This is a genomic window from Brevibacterium sp. LAARM3_SD1 (genome assembly GCF_057364765.1).
On record NZ_JBNFOL010000003.1, the window covers coordinates 86,549 to 103,095 of the forward strand.

General features: G+C 65.3%; 16 protein-coding genes and 1 pseudogene. 10 read left to right on the top strand and 7 right to left on the bottom strand.

Annotated elements, in window-relative coordinates:
- Nucleotides 1-194: 194 nt before the first annotated feature.
- Complete coding sequence (locus AC2W7L_RS02330) at nucleotides 195-1,445, bottom strand: phospholipase D-like domain-containing protein (RefSeq protein WP_486003102.1); 1,251 nt, start codon at nucleotides 1,443-1,445, stop codon at nucleotides 195-197.
- A 151-nt stretch (nucleotides 1,446-1,596) separates the two neighbouring features.
- Between AC2W7L_RS02330 and AC2W7L_RS02335 the strand changes: the two genes are divergently transcribed.
- The 4 genes and pseudogenes from AC2W7L_RS02335 (at nucleotide 1,597) to AC2W7L_RS02350 (ending at nucleotide 5,140) form a co-directional block, all read left to right on the top strand.
- Entirely contained in the window at nucleotides 1,597-2,709 is a 1,113-nt protein-coding gene (locus tag AC2W7L_RS02335; RefSeq protein WP_486003103.1) for an FUSC family protein, read from the top strand.
- An 81-nt stretch (nucleotides 2,710-2,790) separates the two neighbouring features.
- Entirely contained in the window at nucleotides 2,791-3,690 is a 900-nt protein-coding gene (ku, locus tag AC2W7L_RS02340) for a non-homologous end joining protein Ku (RefSeq protein ID WP_486003104.1), read from the top strand.
- Nucleotides 3,691-3,780: 90 nt separating this feature from the next.
- A complete protein-coding gene (locus AC2W7L_RS02345; RefSeq protein WP_486003105.1) occupies nucleotides 3,781-4,197 on the top strand; it encodes a ChaB family protein in 417 nt (138 codons plus the stop codon).
- A 50-nt stretch (nucleotides 4,198-4,247) separates the two neighbouring features.
- Nucleotides 4,248-5,140 (top strand): annotated as a pseudogene (locus AC2W7L_RS02350) (SDR family oxidoreductase).
- 134 nt (nucleotides 5,141-5,274) lie between these two features.
- Here the strand turns inward: AC2W7L_RS02350 and AC2W7L_RS02355 are convergent.
- Entirely contained in the window at nucleotides 5,275-5,850 is a 576-nt protein-coding gene (locus AC2W7L_RS02355; protein ID WP_486003106.1) for a MarR family winged helix-turn-helix transcriptional regulator, read from the bottom strand.
- Nucleotides 5,851-5,903: 53 nt separating this feature from the next.
- Between AC2W7L_RS02355 and AC2W7L_RS02360 the strand changes: the two genes are divergently transcribed.
- The 5 genes from AC2W7L_RS02360 to AC2W7L_RS02380 are packed head-to-tail and all read left to right on the top strand — an operon-like array spanning nucleotide 5,904 to nucleotide 10,621.
- A complete protein-coding gene (locus AC2W7L_RS02360; RefSeq protein ID WP_486003107.1) occupies nucleotides 5,904-6,944 on the top strand; it encodes a polyprenyl synthetase family protein in 1,041 nt (346 codons plus the stop codon).
- Nucleotides 6,941-8,191, top strand: a complete 1,251-nt coding sequence (locus AC2W7L_RS02365; RefSeq protein ID WP_486003108.1) for a cytochrome P450 — start codon at nucleotides 6,941-6,943, stop codon at nucleotides 8,189-8,191. Before AC2W7L_RS02360 ends, AC2W7L_RS02365 begins: the two co-directional genes overlap by 4 nt.
- Nucleotides 8,188-8,619 (top strand): lycopene cyclase domain-containing protein, encoded by a 432-nt coding sequence (locus AC2W7L_RS02370; protein ID WP_167198742.1) that lies wholly within the window; start codon nucleotides 8,188-8,190, stop codon nucleotides 8,617-8,619. The genes AC2W7L_RS02365 and AC2W7L_RS02370 overlap by 4 nt, the downstream gene beginning before the upstream one ends.
- The gene (locus AC2W7L_RS02375) at nucleotides 8,616-8,954 is read left to right on the top strand and encodes a lycopene cyclase domain-containing protein (RefSeq protein WP_265417972.1); all 339 of its coding nucleotides are present in this window, start codon (nucleotides 8,616-8,618) and stop codon (nucleotides 8,952-8,954) included. Before AC2W7L_RS02370 ends, AC2W7L_RS02375 begins: the two co-directional genes overlap by 4 nt.
- Entirely contained in the window at nucleotides 8,951-10,621 is a 1,671-nt protein-coding gene (locus AC2W7L_RS02380) for an FAD-dependent oxidoreductase (RefSeq protein ID WP_486003109.1), read from the top strand. Before AC2W7L_RS02375 ends, AC2W7L_RS02380 begins: the two co-directional genes overlap by 4 nt.
- An 18-nt stretch (nucleotides 10,622-10,639) precedes the next feature.
- Here the strand turns inward: AC2W7L_RS02380 and crtI are convergent, their stop codons facing one another.
- Both crtI and AC2W7L_RS02390 read right to left on the bottom strand, forming a co-directional pair.
- Complete coding sequence (gene crtI, locus AC2W7L_RS02385; RefSeq protein ID WP_486003110.1) at nucleotides 10,640-12,307, bottom strand: phytoene desaturase family protein; 1,668 nt, start codon at nucleotides 12,305-12,307, stop codon at nucleotides 10,640-10,642.
- Entirely contained in the window at nucleotides 12,304-13,239 is a 936-nt protein-coding gene (locus tag AC2W7L_RS02390) for a phytoene/squalene synthase family protein (protein ID WP_486003111.1), read from the bottom strand. Before AC2W7L_RS02390 ends, crtI begins: the two co-directional genes overlap by 4 nt.
- A gap of 312 nt (nucleotides 13,240-13,551) precedes the next feature.
- Here AC2W7L_RS02390 and AC2W7L_RS02395 point away from each other — a divergent pair, with 312 nt between their 5' ends.
- On the top strand, nucleotides 13,552-14,688 hold the full coding sequence (locus AC2W7L_RS02395; protein WP_486003112.1) for a hypothetical protein: 1,137 nt from the start codon (nucleotides 13,552-13,554) through the stop codon (nucleotides 14,686-14,688).
- A 351-nt stretch (nucleotides 14,689-15,039) separates the two neighbouring features.
- Here the strand turns inward: AC2W7L_RS02395 and AC2W7L_RS02400 are convergent, their stop codons facing one another.
- The 3 genes from AC2W7L_RS02400 to AC2W7L_RS02410 all read right to left on the bottom strand — a co-directional run bounded on the left by AC2W7L_RS02400 (nucleotide 15,040) and on the right by AC2W7L_RS02410 (nucleotide 16,409).
- On the bottom strand, nucleotides 15,040-15,360 hold the full coding sequence (locus AC2W7L_RS02400; RefSeq protein ID WP_486003113.1) for an aldehyde dehydrogenase family protein: 321 nt from the start codon (nucleotides 15,358-15,360) through the stop codon (nucleotides 15,040-15,042).
- Between the two features lie 120 nt (nucleotides 15,361-15,480).
- The gene (locus AC2W7L_RS02405; RefSeq protein ID WP_486003114.1) at nucleotides 15,481-15,942 is read right to left on the bottom strand and encodes a general stress protein; all 462 of its coding nucleotides are present in this window, start codon (nucleotides 15,940-15,942) and stop codon (nucleotides 15,481-15,483) included.
- Nucleotides 15,939-16,409, bottom strand: coding sequence for a hypothetical protein (locus AC2W7L_RS02410; RefSeq protein WP_486003115.1), 471 nt, complete (start codon nucleotides 16,407-16,409; stop codon nucleotides 15,939-15,941). Before AC2W7L_RS02410 ends, AC2W7L_RS02405 begins: the two co-directional genes overlap by 4 nt.
- Between the last annotated feature and the right edge of the window lie 138 nt (nucleotides 16,410-16,547).

The following is a 16,547-nucleotide window of genomic DNA, read 5'->3' on the forward strand; positions in this document are numbered from 1 at the left end:
CCTCCTGCGCACTGTTCGTGCCTCTGCCCACGATCTTCTCTCACGGTACTGGGCAGAACAGGTCTGCGACAGGGGGTGCGGAAGCGCTCCACCGCGTCTGCGCGGTCTTGGCGCTCTTCAGGCCGACTCGCTCTTCCGGCAGGCTCGCTCTTCCGGCAGGCTCGCTCTTCAGGCCGGCTGGGGAGCGGCCCTCCTCACAGCCAGGGGCGCATCGGCACGAGCGCCCGTTCGGCGAGCTTGACCAGCTGATGTCGGTCGAGCCAATCTGTGCCGAGCTCCACGCAGTGCGCGGAATCTCTGTCGAACACCTTCTCCATCTCGGCGGCGAAGGCGCTGTCGATGACTTCGACATTGGTCTCGTAGTTGAAGGTCAACGACAGTCGGTCGATGTTCGCCGTGCCCACCGTCGACCATTCGCCGTCGACGGTGGCGACCTTCGAATGGATCATGCTCGCGGTGTAGAGCAGGACCGTGACCTTCGAGTTGATCATCTGTTCGAAGAATCCCCGTGAGAGCCAGTCCCCGAGGATGTGGTTGGATTCCTGCGGAACCATCACCCGCACGTCGACTCCCCTATCAGCCGCCTCGATCAGTGCCTGCAGAAGCTGTTGGTCAGGGATGAAGTAGGGAGTCGTCAGCCAGATTCGCTTCTGTGCGCGAGCGAAGGCGTTGAGGTACATGCTCCGGATCGGGTAGACGAGGTGGATGGGCAGGTTGGCAGCGACTCGCAGCTTCGACTCCCACACTTCGGGCGGGACCCAGGCGATCTGTTCGTCGGAGTCGTGGAACTCATTCCACACCTGCGCGATCGTCTGTCGAAGCCCCCATGCTCCTGGACCGACGGAGCGCAGATGGGTATCGCGCCAGTGACGGGCATAGAGGGAGCCGATGTTGAATCCGCCGACGAAGGCCACATCGTCGTCGATGACGAGGATCTTCGAATGGTTGAATCCCGAATGGCGCAGAGGCCCACGCCAGAACTGCCGCGCCACTGTCGGCAGGCGCAGGACATGGATGCGTTCCGACAGCTGCTGGTAGAAGGACGACGGGATCGTGAGGTTCGCGAACCCGTCGTAGATGAGGTGGATCTCCACTCCGCGATCCGCCGCCGCATTGAATGCGTCGATGAACCTCTGGCCCACCTCGTCGTTCTTCCAGATGAATGTCTCCATGAGGATCGACTCACGCGCCGAATCGATCGCATCGATCATGGCCTCGTACAGGGTGGAACCATCGGTGTAGATGTTGAGCTCGGACTCTTCGACCGTTGAACTGAATGTTCCCGGACGTGGAGCGGTGCGCGTTTTGCGTCCCCGTTTCTGGATCAGGTCGATGACCATCGAAGCTGCGATGGTCGCCGGCACGGCACTGGCCAGTCCGGCGACCGCCCAAGGCACGATTCGACGGCTGATGTGACTGGTGGGAGAAACTCTCAGAGGAGACATCCGCTCACTCTATCCCCTCCGCATCGGAGTGCCCTCGCCGAGCGAAGCTGCTCACTCGTCGGGGACCGCTCCCGCAGCAGGGCGACGGCCCTTAGACTGCTTTCCTGAGTTGAATGCGTCTCAGCGGAACATCGATGCAAAGGAGCCGACAATGCCCCACCAACGCTCAGTGGCGGAATACCTCCGGCGACCGGAGTTCGCCACCGACCTGCTGCAGATCGCCAAGGGAGTGATCGCGGCCACGGGCGCATGGTGGTTCTCCGACGCCGTGCTCGAGAGCCAGATGCCGTTCCTCGCTCCGTGGACTGCGTTGCTGACGGTCCACGCCACCGTCTACAGGTCGTTCTCTCGAGGAGTGCAGACGACGATCGCGTCGACGATCGGCGTCGGCGTGTCCTTCCTCATCGGCAACTACCTCGGTGTCGGTATCTGGACTTTCGCTCTGGCGATGTTCGTCGGTCTGGCCGGTGCCCGCCTGTCATGGATCCGTGACGAAGGTGTGGCGATCGCGACGACCGCGATCTTCATCCTCGGTTCCGGTTTCGATTCTCAGCAGCCGCTGCTCGTCGACCGACTCCTCGAACTCGCCCTCGGGGTGGCCTTCGGCCTTGCCGTCAACCTCCTCATGATCCCACCGCTGCGGGATCGACAGGCGGCCCGCTATATCGACAGCGTCAATCGGCAGACGGGCGAAGTGCTCGCCGACATGTCGAAGCAGTTCTCCCACACATGGGACTCTGATTCCGCACAGGAATGGTTCGAGCGCACGGAGGCCATGAGCCGGGAGCTTGAGTCGGCGTGGCAGACCGTGCGATTCGCCCGCGAGAGCAGACGCATCAACCCCCGCACCGCCATGCGGATCGGCAGCTCTCACGGCCGACCTGCCGCACCGGAAAGTGCCCCTCACGACGAGGAGGAAGGCTATGAGAGCATCTTGCTCAGAGTCGACGAAGGCATCTCACACCTGCGCAACCTTGCCCGTACTCTCCGTGAGGCATCGTCGTCGGAAACCGAATGGAACACGCAGTTCCGTGAGGAGTGGGCATCGATCGTGGCCGATGCCGGACGGGCCATCGCCGATCCCGACAGTGAGGTCGAACCGGTCTTCGACAGGCTCGAGCAGCTCTCAGCCGATATCTCACAGGATCGAACGCTCCCGACGACCACCTGGCCGCTCTACGGCTCCCTCATCACGAGCCTGCGCCACATCGTCGTCATCGTCGACGACGTCGCCTCGGCACGCAGAGCCCGAGAGTCCGACTGAGGCCCGGGGCCAGACGCTTCGAGCTCGTCGATCTCGGGCAAGGGGGTAGCCAGTGCCCGGATCCTGCGTTTCAATGGGGGCATGAGAGCTATCTGGACCGGATACATCGCCTTCGGCCTTGTGAATGTGCCCGTGAAGCTGTACTCGGCCACGGAGAACCACGACGTCCGGATGCACCAGGTCCATGCGAAGGACGGAGGGCGGATCCGCAATCAGCATCGCTGCGAGGAATGTGGTCGGACAGTCGACTACGACGATATCGACAAGGCCTTCGACGACGGGGAGCACCGGGTCATCCTCACCGACGAGGACTTCGAAGCTCTCCCCGCAGACGACGACGATGACATCGACGTCCTCCAATTCGTGCCCAGCGACGAGATCGACCCCATCATGCTCGAGAAGTCCTACTTCCTCGAGCCGACGTCGAAGACACCGAAGGCCTACCTCTTGCTGCGTCAGACGCTCGAGAAGACGGAGCGGACAGCGATCGTGAGGCTCACACTGCGCACCCGGACTCGTCTGGCCGTGCTGCGGGTGTGCGGAAAGGTCCTCATGATCCAGACCCTGCGCTGGGCCGATGAGATCCGAGACGTCGACTTCAAGGGAGTGAACTCGAAAGCGAAGATCTCGGACAGAGAACTCGACATGTCGGAGAAGCTCGTCGAGTCATACTCCGAGGACTTCACCCCCGAGGAGTTCAGCGACGACTATCAGGTCGAACTGCGCAAACTCATCGACGCGAAGATCGAATCGGGCGAGAGTTTCGATGTCGAGAAGACGTTCGACGAAGACGATTCCGAGGACACCGGCGGTGGAGATGTCATCGACCTCATGGAGGCACTGCGCACATCGGTGGACCGGTCCCGATCGTCGAAGAAGGACCGGACGAAGAAGAAGGCCGACTCGAAGCAGAACACGAAGAGATCAACGTCGAAGAAGTCGGAGACGAAGAAATCGAGCCCGAAGAAACGCACCGGCTGAGACGGCGACGAGAGTGGCCGTCCTCCGACCTGAACACAAGCCGCCCCCAATGCAGCTGACGACGCTGACACGATAGGAGCTGTTCACACCATGCCGAAGACGACGAAGACGGGAAAGCCGAAGGACAGCGAACTGCCCTCGACCTTGGAGAAGTCGAGCCAGAAAGCCCAACGTACCTTCGCCAAGGCCTACGACTCGGCCTTCGACCAATACGGGGATGAGAAACGAGCTCACCAGGTCGCCTACGACGCCCTCAAACACAGTTTCGAGAAGGTCGGCGACAGATGGGTGGCGAAAGATTCGCCTGGACCTTCGGACGCGCAGAGCTCAGGCGGGAAGAACACCAATCGCGCAACGCCCGGCGGAGTCGATGCGAACGCGTCGAAGGAGCACCTCTACGCGCAGGCGAAATCGCTGAACATCTCCGGAAGGTCGACGATGACGAAGAAGGAGCTTGTCGACGCACTGGAGAAAGAGAGCAAGCGGAAGACGAAACAGAATTCCTGAGACCGGCCTGATTGCCGCCCAGGTGCCTCCGATGTGCAAGGAAGAAGACGATGACCGACCAGCTGACCTTCCAGAACCCCACCACTCGATATCCCGACATCACACCTCCGAAGCAGGACCAGCCGGAACCGGGACTCGACGCCGACCTCATTCCCGGCACAGATCGCGGTGAGGACAGCTACACCGGCACAGGCAGGCTTCGCGGCCGCAGGGCGCTCATCACCGGCTCGGACTCGGGAATCGGATCCGCCGTCGCGATCGCCTTCGCCCGAGAGGGGGCCGATGTCGCCTTGGCCTATCTGCCCGCCGAGGAGGAGGACGCCCAACACGTCTGCGGGGTCATCCGCCAGGCCGGTCGCAAGGCCGTGCCTCTCCCGGGAGACCTGTCCGATCCCGAGTACTGCCGCGAAGTGGTCCGCCGGGCGGCAGAGGAACTGGGCGGGCTCGATGCGGTGGTCAACAATGCCGGCCGGCAGATCGCCGTCGAAGACATCGCCGACCTCACGGACGAGCAGTGGGAGGACACATTCCGGACGAACATCCACGCGATGTTCCGGGTCTCCCAGGCCGCGCTCGAGCATCTCGAGCTGGGTCGACGATCGTCAACAGCACCTCCGTGCAGGCGTATTCGCCGTCCGCCCACCTCATCGACTATGCGTCGACGAAAGCGGCGATCAACAACTTCACGAAGGGTCTGGCCACTCAGTTAGCCCCGAAGGGGATCCGGGTGAACTCCGTGGCACCGGGACCGATCTGGACCCCGCTGCAGGTCTCCGACGGGCAGCCGAAGGAAGCCCTTCCGCACTTCGGCAAGAACACACCGCTGGGACGGGCAGGGCAGCCGACCGAGCTCGCGCCCGCGTACGTCTTCCTGACCTCGTCGGAGTCGAGCTACGTGGTCGGTGAGACCCTCAACGTCAACGGCGGCCAGCCCACCCCGTGAGCAACCGCTCCAGGAATCAGCTGCCTGCTGGCGATCATGATCTTCTTCTTCGTCGCCTATATCGTCGGGGTCTTCGGCTGATCCGACCGCAGCGAAGACTCAGGGACGGTAAGAGAAACGGGAACAGCCCGGTCCTAATCACGGTCCTGCGTCGACCGTCCGCTCCCGTCATCAGCCAGTACGCCCTGCGGGCAGTCGGCTTCGGTCATGGCAGAGAGGAACCGCAGCACGGTCTGGCGCTCCCGGCTGTTCAGGGCCGCGATCACGTCGAAGCGACGGGCATGCTGGCGACCCACCGACTCGTGCGCTGCCTGCGCGGTCTCCTCTGTCACCTCGATGCTGGTGGTGCGCCTGTCGTGGGGGTGGGGGACCCGGATCAGGTGCCCACCGGCGACGAGGCGATCGACGAGTTTCGTCGTCGAGGCGCTGGAGATCCCGACGGCAGCAGCGATGTCCTTGGGAGTGACGATGAGCCCCTGGCGCTGCGCGCGGATGAGCAGGCGGATGGTGCGCATATCACTGTCGTTGAGCTGCATATACCGCCGCGACGCCTCGGCGAGGTCGCGTTCGGCCTCGTGCCATTTCCGCAGGGCCTCCATCACCGCGGTGCACTCCGCGATCTCGGATTCGGACAGGGCCGAGCGATCGGAGAACTCCGATTCATTCGAGAAATAGCTCAGGCCAGCTGTCTTCGAGTCTGCGGACGGCACGCTGACAGCATACCGCTGACGTGTTAGATTGAACTCTCGCCTGGCTAAAGAAATTGGAGAGCGTCCTGACCGTCGAATCCCGCCTCGTCGAAGTCCTCGCCGCTGCTCGGCGACGCTCTCGAGTCCGAACCCAGCAGTACGAACAGCTCTGGGAAGCGCTGTCGAGGATGGCGTTGGGCGGAAAGATGATCAGGCCCCGCCTGCTCATCGATGCCCATGAGGGCCTGGGAGGCACGGCAACGCAGGCCGCGACGGACGCCGCCGGCGCGATGCAGCTGCTGCACATCGGCCTGATCATCCACGATGATGTCATCGACAACGACACCGTCCGGCGAGGAGAGATGAACATCACCGGTCAGTTCTCCTCCGAGGCCATGCTCCTCGGCGCCACGAGCGCCGCGGCGCAGACGTGGGGGATCTCCTCGTCCCTGCTCGCCGGTGACCTCATGCTCAACGAGGCCCAGTCCCTCCTGGCGCGCCTCGCCCTCGACACCCCGCGCCGGCTCGCCGTGCTCGACATCTACGATGAGACGATCGCCGAGAGCGTCGCCGGAGAACAGTCCGACGTGTGGCTGAGCCTCCACCTCGACGAGGCCGACTCCGAAGACGTGCTCACGATGATCGGACGCAAGACCGCTGCTTACTCATTCGAAGCCCCGCTGTCCATCGCCGCGGTCCTCGCCGGAAGCGACGACAGCCTGGTCGAGCGGCTGCGCGCCATCGGCCGCCGCATCGGCATCGTCTATCAGCTCAGAGACGATGTCCTCGGAGTCTTCGGCGATGAGCAGGAGACGGGCAAATCTGTACTCGGCGACCTCCGAGAAGGCAAGGAGACCCTGCTCATCAACACGGCCCGAGCCCATTCGGCCTGGCCCCAGGTCGCCCATCTCTTCGGCGACCGGGCACTTGACGCCCAGGGCGGCTTCCGGCTGCGGCAGGTCATCGAGGAGTCCGGGGCGAGGGCGTTCGTCGAATCGATGATCGCCGAGCACTGCGAGACCATCGCCGGGCTCATCGCCGAGGCGGAGCTTCCGCAGGCGCTCGCGGGCAGACTCGCGGACCTCACCTCCGCCTGCAGTCTGAGGCGCGCATGAGCGGGGCCGATCGGCACCGTCCGAGCCGACGGGCGATGCCCAGCGATGAGCCGGCCGGTCCCCCGGTCGAGCAGGTGCCCCTCGAACACGGTCCCGACCTCTGGCGCATTCGCTCCTTCGACGCCGCCCGCCAGGTGCTGCGGGCCCGACACCTCACGACTCAAGCCGGATTCACCGCAGAGCGGATTCCTCGCGGCATCTTCCGCCGCCACCCGATCCTCATCTCCGACGGGGAGTCCCATGACTCACAGCGCCGAGAGCTCGCCCGATTCTTCGCCCCCGCCGTGATCGCCGACAGGTACGGCGAGCGCATCGATGCTCTCGCGCAGGACACGGTCGGCCGGGTTGCCGAGACCGGCCGGTGCCGCCTCGACGAGGTGGCTCTGCACTTCTCCGTGGCCGTGACCTCCGAAGTCGTGGGACTGACCGAATCCTCCATCGCGGGCATGTCGCGGCGGCTCGAGGGATTCTTCACCCAGCCGCCGGTCGACCTCGCCGCCCCCGGTTGGGGCCGGACCCGGAAGCAGTGGCTGCAGGCCGCGGTCAACGGCCTCGTCCCGATCGTCCGGTTCTACCTCGCCGACGTCCGACCGGCGCTTCGGGCCCGACGCCGCAGGCAGCGCGATGACGTCGTGTCCCATCTCATCGGGGCCGGACACAGCACGTCGGACATCCTCGTCGAGTGCGTCACCTACGGCACGGCCGGGATGGTCACCACCCGCGAATTCATCACCATGGCGTGCTGGCACCTGCTCTCAGACGGCGAGCTCGGGGCGGAGTACCTCGCGGCCGACCGGCCTCGCCGGTTGGAGATCCTCGAGGAGATCATCCGCCTCGAACCGGTCGTCGGCCACCTCTTTCGACGCGCTCAGGCCGACATCGAGGTCACGGCACCGGATCGCACCGTGACGATCCCCGCCGGGGACCTCATCGACGTCTGCGTCCGCGCGACGAACACCGATGAAGAGGCGATGGGACCCGAGCCGCATTCCCTGTGCCCCGTGCGGCACACCGCAGAAGCCGTCCCGGCGGTCGGCATGAGCTTCAGCGACGGTGCGCACAAGTGCCCGGGGCAGTCGCTGGCGCTGTTCGAGACCGATGCCCTCGTCCATCGCCTGCTCGACCGCGGCCCGCGACTGGTCGCCGAGCCGGAGATCGGCTGGGACAGCGTCATCTCGGGCTATCGGCTGCGTGGACTCCAACTGGCCTTCGACGAGTGCTCCGGCCCGGAGAGGAGACTGTCGTGAGCGCCTTCGAGTATCTGCTCCTCATGGGCGCCTGCGTCCTCATCACCCTGCCGCTGGAGCTGTTCTTCCGGGCTCGGGTCTACCGTCGGTGGAGAACCGTGCTGTGGGCGCTCGTGCCCGTCATCGTCGTCTTCTGCCTCTGGGACGTCGTCGCTATCGCCCGTGACCATTGGGTGTACAACCCGCGATTCGTCACCGGCATCCACCTCGGCAACCTGCCGCTCGAGGAGCTCGTGTTCTTCATCGTCATCCCCCTGTGCGCCCTGCTCAGCTATGAGGCGGTCGGCACGGTGCTCACGGCGGTGCGCAAGCGCACCCGGCCGGGAAGCCTGCCCCGGCAGGACAGTCCACCCCGGCCCGCAATCCAGTCCCGGCCACACGAGCGCACCGACCGGCCGCCCGAATCCGAAGGAGGCGGCGAACGATGAGCGTGCCCGAGTACACGATCATGACCGTCGTCGGAATGATCCTCGTCGTCGGCCTCGAGCTGTTCGTCTTCCGCTCAGGCATCTTCCGCCGGGCGAAGTACTGGGCGGCGCTGAGCATCTGCCTGGTCTTCCAGTGCTTCGTCGACGGCTGGCTGACGAAGCTCTCTGACCCCATCGTCATCTACAATCCGCAGGGGCTCAGCGGTATCCGGTTCCCGTGGGACATCCCGATCGAGGACTTCGGCTTCGGCTTCGCCATGATCACCGCCGTCCTCATGCTCTGGCAGTGGCGCCTGAACAGGCACGCTGCGTCCACCGGAGAGGAGAGCACATGAACCGCCGCGCCTCCCAGCCGCGCCCCCGCGACCGGCACGCGATCCTCACCCCCTCCCACCCGGGCCGTCCGCGACTGCTGCGGCCCAGGCGAGTGACCGTCGTCGGCGGAGGCATCGCCGGACTGGCCGCGGCCACGGTCCTCGCCGAGCACGGGGCCACTGTGCACCTGGTCGAAGCTGAGTCCAGCCTCGGCGGACGGGTCCGGGCCTGGAGCCTCGACGCGGGTCGGACTATGAGCCGCGGATTCCATGCCTTCTTCCGCCAGTACTACAATCTCCGCAGCCTGCTCGCACGCGCCGATCCCGGCCTCGACCGTCTGGTCCCGGTCACGGACTATCCACTCGTGGGTCGGGACGGTCTGCGCGACTCCTTCGCCCGGATTCCGCGGACTCCACCGCTCAGTCTCGCGGGATTCGTGCTCACCAGCCCGTCCTTCCCGCTGCGCGGTCTGGCCGACGTCGACCTGACGACGGCATTCGAACTCATCGACGTCGACTTCCCGGACTCCTATCGACGCTACGACGGAGAGTCGGCCGAGCAGTTCCTCGACCGGCTGCGGTTCCCGGTCGGGGCGCGGCATCTCGCGCTCGAGGTCTTCGCCCGCTCGTTCTTCGCCCACCCCGCGGACTTCTCCGCCGGGGAGCTCGTCGCGATGTTCCACACGTACTTCACTGGCTCCGCCGAAGGGCTGCTCTTCGACGTCCCCGACGACGACTACGACACCGCACTGTGGTCGCCCCTGAGCGAATACCTCGCCGAGGCGGGGGTGCGGATCGAGACCGATACCGCGGTCACCGCGCTCAGCCCTCCGGACAGAGCGGGCCGCACCGGGTGGCGCGTCGAGACGACGAGCGGGACGCTCGAGAGCGATGCGCTCGTACTCGCCGCTGATCCGCGGAGCACTCGGACGCTGCTGGCCGGACTCGAGGACTCGGTCGACACCGACGCGCTCGGACACGCAGCCGGCTCACCGGACGCAGGCACGGGGACTCGCGAGCGGTGGCTGAGCAGAGTCACCTCGCAGCGGAACGCCCCGCCGTTCGCGGTGCTGAGACTGTGGTTGGAAGACGAGGTGGATCCGAGCCGCCCGGCCTTCCTCGGCACGACCGGCTATGCGCTGCTCGACAACATCTCGGTCCTCGAACGCTTCGAGGCCGGGGCCGAGAGATGGCGGCATACGCACGGCGGCTCCGTCGTCGAACTCCATGCCTATGCGCTCGGCACCGCGCATCGGGGCGGCGCGCGAGCGATGCTCGAGTCCGAAGATGTCGACCGGGAAGCCGTGACACGCCAACTGCTGGCCGACCTCCACGCTGTCTACCCTGAGACAGCCGACATCGCCATCACCGCCCAGGAGCTGCTCATCGCCGACGACTGCGCGCTCGCCGACACGCGGGCGTACAACGACCGCCCCGGCGTCACCACCGCGTTTCCGGGACTGGTGCTCGCCGGGGATTCGATCCGCTGTGAGGCACCTGTGGCGCTCATGGAACGCGCGGCGACGACGGGGTTCATGGCCGCGAACGAACTGCTCGCCGGTTGGCGGGTGGAGGGAACCGAGATCTGGTCGCCGCCTCGGCGCGGTCTGCTCCGCCGGGGTCTCCTCGGCGCACTGCGCAGGAGTGGGGGAACGGGGACCAGGCGAGGAGCAGGCACCGGGCGCTGACCGCCGACCCCAAGTCCCTCACGGTGCAGGGATCGGCAGTGGTCCCGGGCTGGAGTCTCCGCGGAGGCGTTTGAGGACGAGCTCGGCGCTGATGAGGCACATCGGCACGCCGACCCCGGGCGCCGTCGTGGCACCGGCATAGAACAGCCCGTCGACTGCCTTCGAAGAGTTCTGCCGGCGAAACATCGCGCTCTGGCGCAGTGTGTGCGCAGGTCCGAGCATTCCGCCGAGCCAGGAGTTGAAGTCCTCGGCGAAGTCCGTCGGTCCCAGCGTCCTGCGCACTCTGATGCGCTGGCGCAGGTCGGGGATGTCGGCCCATCGGGCGATCTGGTCGATCGCACGATCGGCGGCCGCTTCGATCCGCGGATCTCCTGTCCCGTCGTCTCCCCCGGCCCCGAGTCCCGCATCGGCGGGGACGGGGATGAGGAGGAAGAGGTTCTCGTGCCCGGGCGGAGCGACAGTGGGATCGGTGGCGCTGGGACGACAGACATAGATCGAGGCCGGTGAGGGGATCTTCTGCCTGGACCCGAAGATCGCGTCGAAGTTCGCCGCCCAGTCCTCGGTGAAGAACAGCGAATGGTGCGGCAGCGCCTCGAGTTCGCCTTCGATGCCGAGGAAGACGAGCACCGCGCCGGGACCGCTCGTCACCGACGTCCAGGACCGTTCGGGGAAGCTCTGGTCCTCGGGAGAGAGCAGTCTCGTCTCCGTGTGGTGGAGGTCGGCGGCGGAGACGACGACATCGGCAGAATGCGTGTGTGCGCGTCCGTCCTCGTCGGTCCAGTTCAGGCCGGTGACTCGACGTCTGGTTCGGCCGCGCCCGGCTGGCCCGCGCTCGGCTCGACCTCGCCCTGCTGCCTCGGTGTCGATGTGCGTGACATCGGCTCCCGTGTGCAGGCGCACCCCGGAGCGTTCGGCCAACCGGACCAGGGCGTCGATGATCGTATGGAACCCGCCCATGGGGTACCTGACACCTTGGGCGAGGTCGAGCGTGCTCATGAGGTGGTAGATCGCCGGTGCCCGTCTCGGGTCGGTGCCGAGGAAGATCGCGGGGTACTGGAGGATCTGGCGCAGCACCGGATCGTTGAACGAGGCTTCCGCGAAGCCGGCCAGCGACGTCCCCATCTGCCGGACCAGTTTCGGGAGGCCGCCGAGGATGTCCCGATGGAGCAGTGACCGCGGCGAGGTGAAGGGGTTGTAGAGGAAGTGGGCGAGCGCGAGCTCCTTCGTGTGCTCGGCCGAGACGAGATAGTCGTCGAGGGCATCTCCCGTGCCTCGCTCGACGCTTTCGAAGGTCGCCCGCACCCGGGACCTGCCCTGTGGGATCGTCAGTTCTCGCGTGCGCCCGGGGGCGCCCGTGCTCTCATCGACCGGCCCCGGTGGGCTGAATACGGTGTAGCCGGGATCGAGCGTGCGGAGGTCGAGTTCGGCCTCGGCGCTGGTGCCGGCGAGAGCGAAGAAGTGTTCGAAGACCTCGGGCATGAGATACCAGGAGGGCCCGGTGTCGAAACGGAAGCCCTTACGCTCGAACACGCCGATGCGCCCGCCGAGTTCGGTGTTCTTCTCGTACAGGTCGACCGAGTGCCCTTCGCGGGCGAGGAGGATAGCTGTGGCCAGCCCGGCGGCTCCCCCGCCGATGATGCCGGTGCGCGGGCTGCTGACGGCACCGGAGCCGCTCCGCCGGTTCACTTCCGACCTTCGCGGGCTGAAGTCATGACTGCGTGGGCTGTCAGTCGAGCCTTCACGGCGCTCGGGACCCGCACCCGCTGTCGGTAGAGCTCGGCGACGGGAGTAGAGGCAATCCTCTCGGTGAGCCCGGTGAAGAGCGCGCAGGCGCAGCGGACCGCAGTACGCGCGTCCTTCGGCAGTCCGGTGATGGCATCCTGGGCGGCGTCGAGCTGCTGCCGGATCGTGTTCACCCATTCGGCTTTCTCAGCCTCGGTGAGTCGGTGTCCGGAGGTGAGGTAGCTCCGGCCGAGGCGCTGATCATCATCGGCCAGGTCGCGCAGGAAGTTGACATTCTGGAACGCCGCTCCCAGCTGCCGTGCCCCGTACTCGAGCCGGGCGACCTCGGCGGGGGTGCGGTCGAGATCGATGAGGAAGACCTTGAGACACATGAGTCCGACGACCTCGGCGGACCCGAAGACGTACTCGGCATGTTCCTTCGCGTCGAAGCCGCGGACCGGCGACGCGGTCGCCGCCTCGGTCCTACGACCGGAACCTGTGTCCGCGGATTCCAGGTCTGCCCGCATGGAGGCGAAGAACGGGTCGATGAGCTCGGCGTCGATGCCGGCTGCGCGAGCGGTCCGGGCGAAGGCATGGATGACGAGGTTGTCACTGATGCCGTTGCGCAGCGCCGCGTGGGTGGCGGATGCGAACCGGTCCAGCATCTCCCGCTGCTCGGCCTCGTCAAGCCCTGCTTCGAGGGCCAGGCCATCGACAATCTCATCGGCAATGCGGACCAGGGCGTAGATATTGCGGATATGGTGCCGGTTTCTGGCTCCGAGCAGTCTGACCGCAAGACCGAAAGAGGTCGAATAGCTCGCGATCACGGCCCTGGACGCATCTTCAGCGGTGCGCGTGTAGAGCTCATCGGTTGCGGTGCGGCTTCGCGGCGTCATGTTCGTTAGCTTAGCTAATGAAATGCCCGAGGCGCGAATCTCCCTTGCGGGCCGAGGCGACGTCGCTCGAGGACGATGCGGAAGGGCCCGGGGATGTCGATGCGGCCCTGCAGCAGAACGGAGTTATCCGGCCAAGAAGGGGCGACCAAGCCCTCCGCGCGCGAGAGGTGGAGGCCCTCAGAGGTCAACGCAATCCGATTGACGAACCCCGCGGATCTGTAAAGACCCTTCCGCACGAACTTTGCCCTCAATAGCGTGATTGCCGACACGGGAACCCCTGCGGCTCCTCGAACCGATTCGGAGGAAGACATCATGACTTCACCCATACAACTCGCCCGCACCTACGCGCGCTCCTATGAGGCGTCGTCGCGCAAGGGCAAGGGCACGATCCTCGACTCACTCACCGAGGCCACTGGGTGGACTCGCGATCACGCGCGCCACCAGCTGCGCAGCCAGTCCCATCAGATCAGGGCCGGAGTCTCCCTCGACGCCGTCGTGGACCGCCGTCGTCTCAAGCCGAAGAAGTTCTCCCCCCAGGCCCAGCGGGCTCTCGAGCTGGTGTGGAAGTCTTCCGGCCGCCCCTGCGGTAAGTACCTCGAGGCGGGGATGTCCGACTGCCTGGACTCCTTGGAGAGGCACGGCCACCTCCGTGAGGGACAGCACGGCTATTCGTCCTCGGTGCGGAAGGAACTCCTCGACATCTCCGCGGCGACGATCGATCGGTACCTGCGCGACGCCAAGGCCGGCGACCACGACGATTTGTGGCTGACCGGCACCGGGGCGGGGATGCGTGCTTCCCTCCCGCGACAACGCATTCGTTCGCTCCTCGAGCCCGAACCCGGCTACTTCCTCGTCGAACTGCTTACGATCACGACACCGACCGACGAGGACTGCGTCACAGTGACATTCACCGACGTGGAGATCGGGTGGGTGCACACGAGGACCTTCGCCCCCGGCACGCAAGTGGTCGACATGCTCGCGCAGATGGTGCGCGCGGTGCCTTTCATCGTCACCGGAATCCTGTTGCCGCCGGCGGTCCCGGACAGCGCCATCGAGAAGTGGGCAGAGGACAACCTCATCGAATTCCACTGCATGAGCGATCTCCGACAAGGGTCTCGCGTACCCGATCGGACGTTCAGCGGCCTCAACCTCCCGCTCGGCACGCCGCACGACATCGATGCCGAGGTCGCGAGAGTCAACCAGCTGTGGTCGGCCCTGGCCGACCGCCTCAATTACTTCATGCCTGTCAAGAACCCGGTGGGCTGGCGCCTCTCTCCTGCAGGACAGCGTCGACGCGAATACGATCGTCCGGGCACGCCGGTCTCCCGACTCCTCGCATCCGGCATCCTCTGTCCCGAACAGACTCGAGAGCTGTGTGAGAAGAGTCAGGGGCTTGACATCGCCCGGCTGACCGCACGCGTCGAAGATCTGAAATCGACTCTGCGGTGAAGGGACACTTCGCCGACAGGTCCGGCGGTAGGCGACGAGAAACGGCCGACGGAGGCCATTGATGAAGGTCCCGACATGGACGAATACTGAAGACAGCGATCCGAGGGTCGACACCTGAGACACGATTGGAGTGGCATCTCTGATGGACGAGACCTCGGCAGAATCGACCGACGACAACGTCGGAATACCCAGCGATGCGGCTGCGGACCCCGCGCCGATCGATCCCGAGTCCGAGCGGCATCAGCTGACAGCGCAGATCGGCGAGTGGGCACGCTCGCTCGTCCTCGAACCCGATGACCTCGTCCTCAAAGTGATGGTGGACGAAGCGCTGCGAATCATTCCCGGGGCCGATTACGCGTCGCTCTCACTCGTCAGCCGCGATGACCTCATACGGTCCCGAGCTCCCTCGGACTTGGTCCCCGAGCGACTGGACGCGCGCAGTTTGCCCATTTCGAGTGTGAGGATCTCAGCGAGGTCCCACCTGCGCTCGTCCATGAGATCCGCCGCTCGGGCGAGCGGTGCAGAACGTTCCCGGACATCGGTCGTCCGCCATGTCTGGAAGGCCGCGTCGGAGGCATCGATGACGGCGGAGATCTCCTCGTCGCTGGCTGTGGGAAATTCCTTGAGGACCTCTCCGGTCGCCGGGTTCGTGGTGTTGAATTTCGCGGTCACGGCTTCTCCTTTCCTCGAGGTTCGTCACGGTGCTCTGCGGAGCAGCAATCATCTCCGCTCCGCGACCTCTGCCGAACCGAGACTCCACCGTCCCAAACGTCGACGTCCGCGACCAGCCCCTTACGGTGCCCGACGATTGCCTCTACAATGCGCACGGAGATCGGGGTCGTCGATCACAAGCAGAATCGCTCCGTTGTCGAGATCACTTTCGAACTTCTCTATTTCATCGGAGTTGAAGCCGTACCGCTGAAAGCGGTTCCTGAGTTCGTCGCCTCGCTCGTTGTATCGCTCGTCCACGAGTTCTCCGAGTCCTTTCAGAGTTCCGTCGGCACCGACCACCTCGTCGGTGCTCTCCGCATCGTGGGCGAAGACGTGCAGGGCTGTCTTCGGTACGCCCTCCGACGCGAGCTTCACCAGTTGATTGAGCACACCGATGTCGTCGTGAAAGGTCTTCACGATCGGTTTGTGATCCGTCACGTCTGACTTCTGAGAGTTGAGATCGTCGTCGCTTCCCATGCCGCTCAACATAGCATTGCAGAGCCGCGTCGGCACGGCTGATTCAGTCAGTCCGCTCAGGCTCACCCACCATTCCGCGGCCTCCGGAGCAGCACCTTCAGACCCCATGCGATGGCACCGGAGATCGCTCCGACCACCACTCCGATCAGAAGGCTCGAGGCGACTGCGAACGAACGGAAGATGAGCGACTGCGCCGTCGGGTCGAGGCCTGCGAGGTTCCCTCCGAGCTGCGGCGGGTTGTCACCCAGGGAGTGATTCCACAGGATCTGATGCCCGAGTGCCAGGAAGACTCCATAGCAGAGCCCGACTGCCAGGAGGGTGATGAGAGGTCTCGGCACACGTGTGATCAGGACGGTGACGATCCAGACGAGCGGCGGCAGAAAGACGAACAGCGCATTGACGGATGTGCCTTCTTCGATGATGTTCAGATCGTGGAGCACCACTCGCGGTGCCGCCAGAAGCGCGAGACCCACGATGGCGATGACAGGCAGGCCGAGCCGGTGCCGCGGTGTGGTGGGATCGAGTCGGGGCAATATGGAAGATGCCTGATCTTCCGGTGGACTCTGTTGATGAGGCATGATGAGTGTCCTGTTTCATGAGGACAGTCGCATGCCCTCGCCGTCGTTGACACCCTCCACGTTAGGAACCGGCGCACGGATCCGCATCGGCCC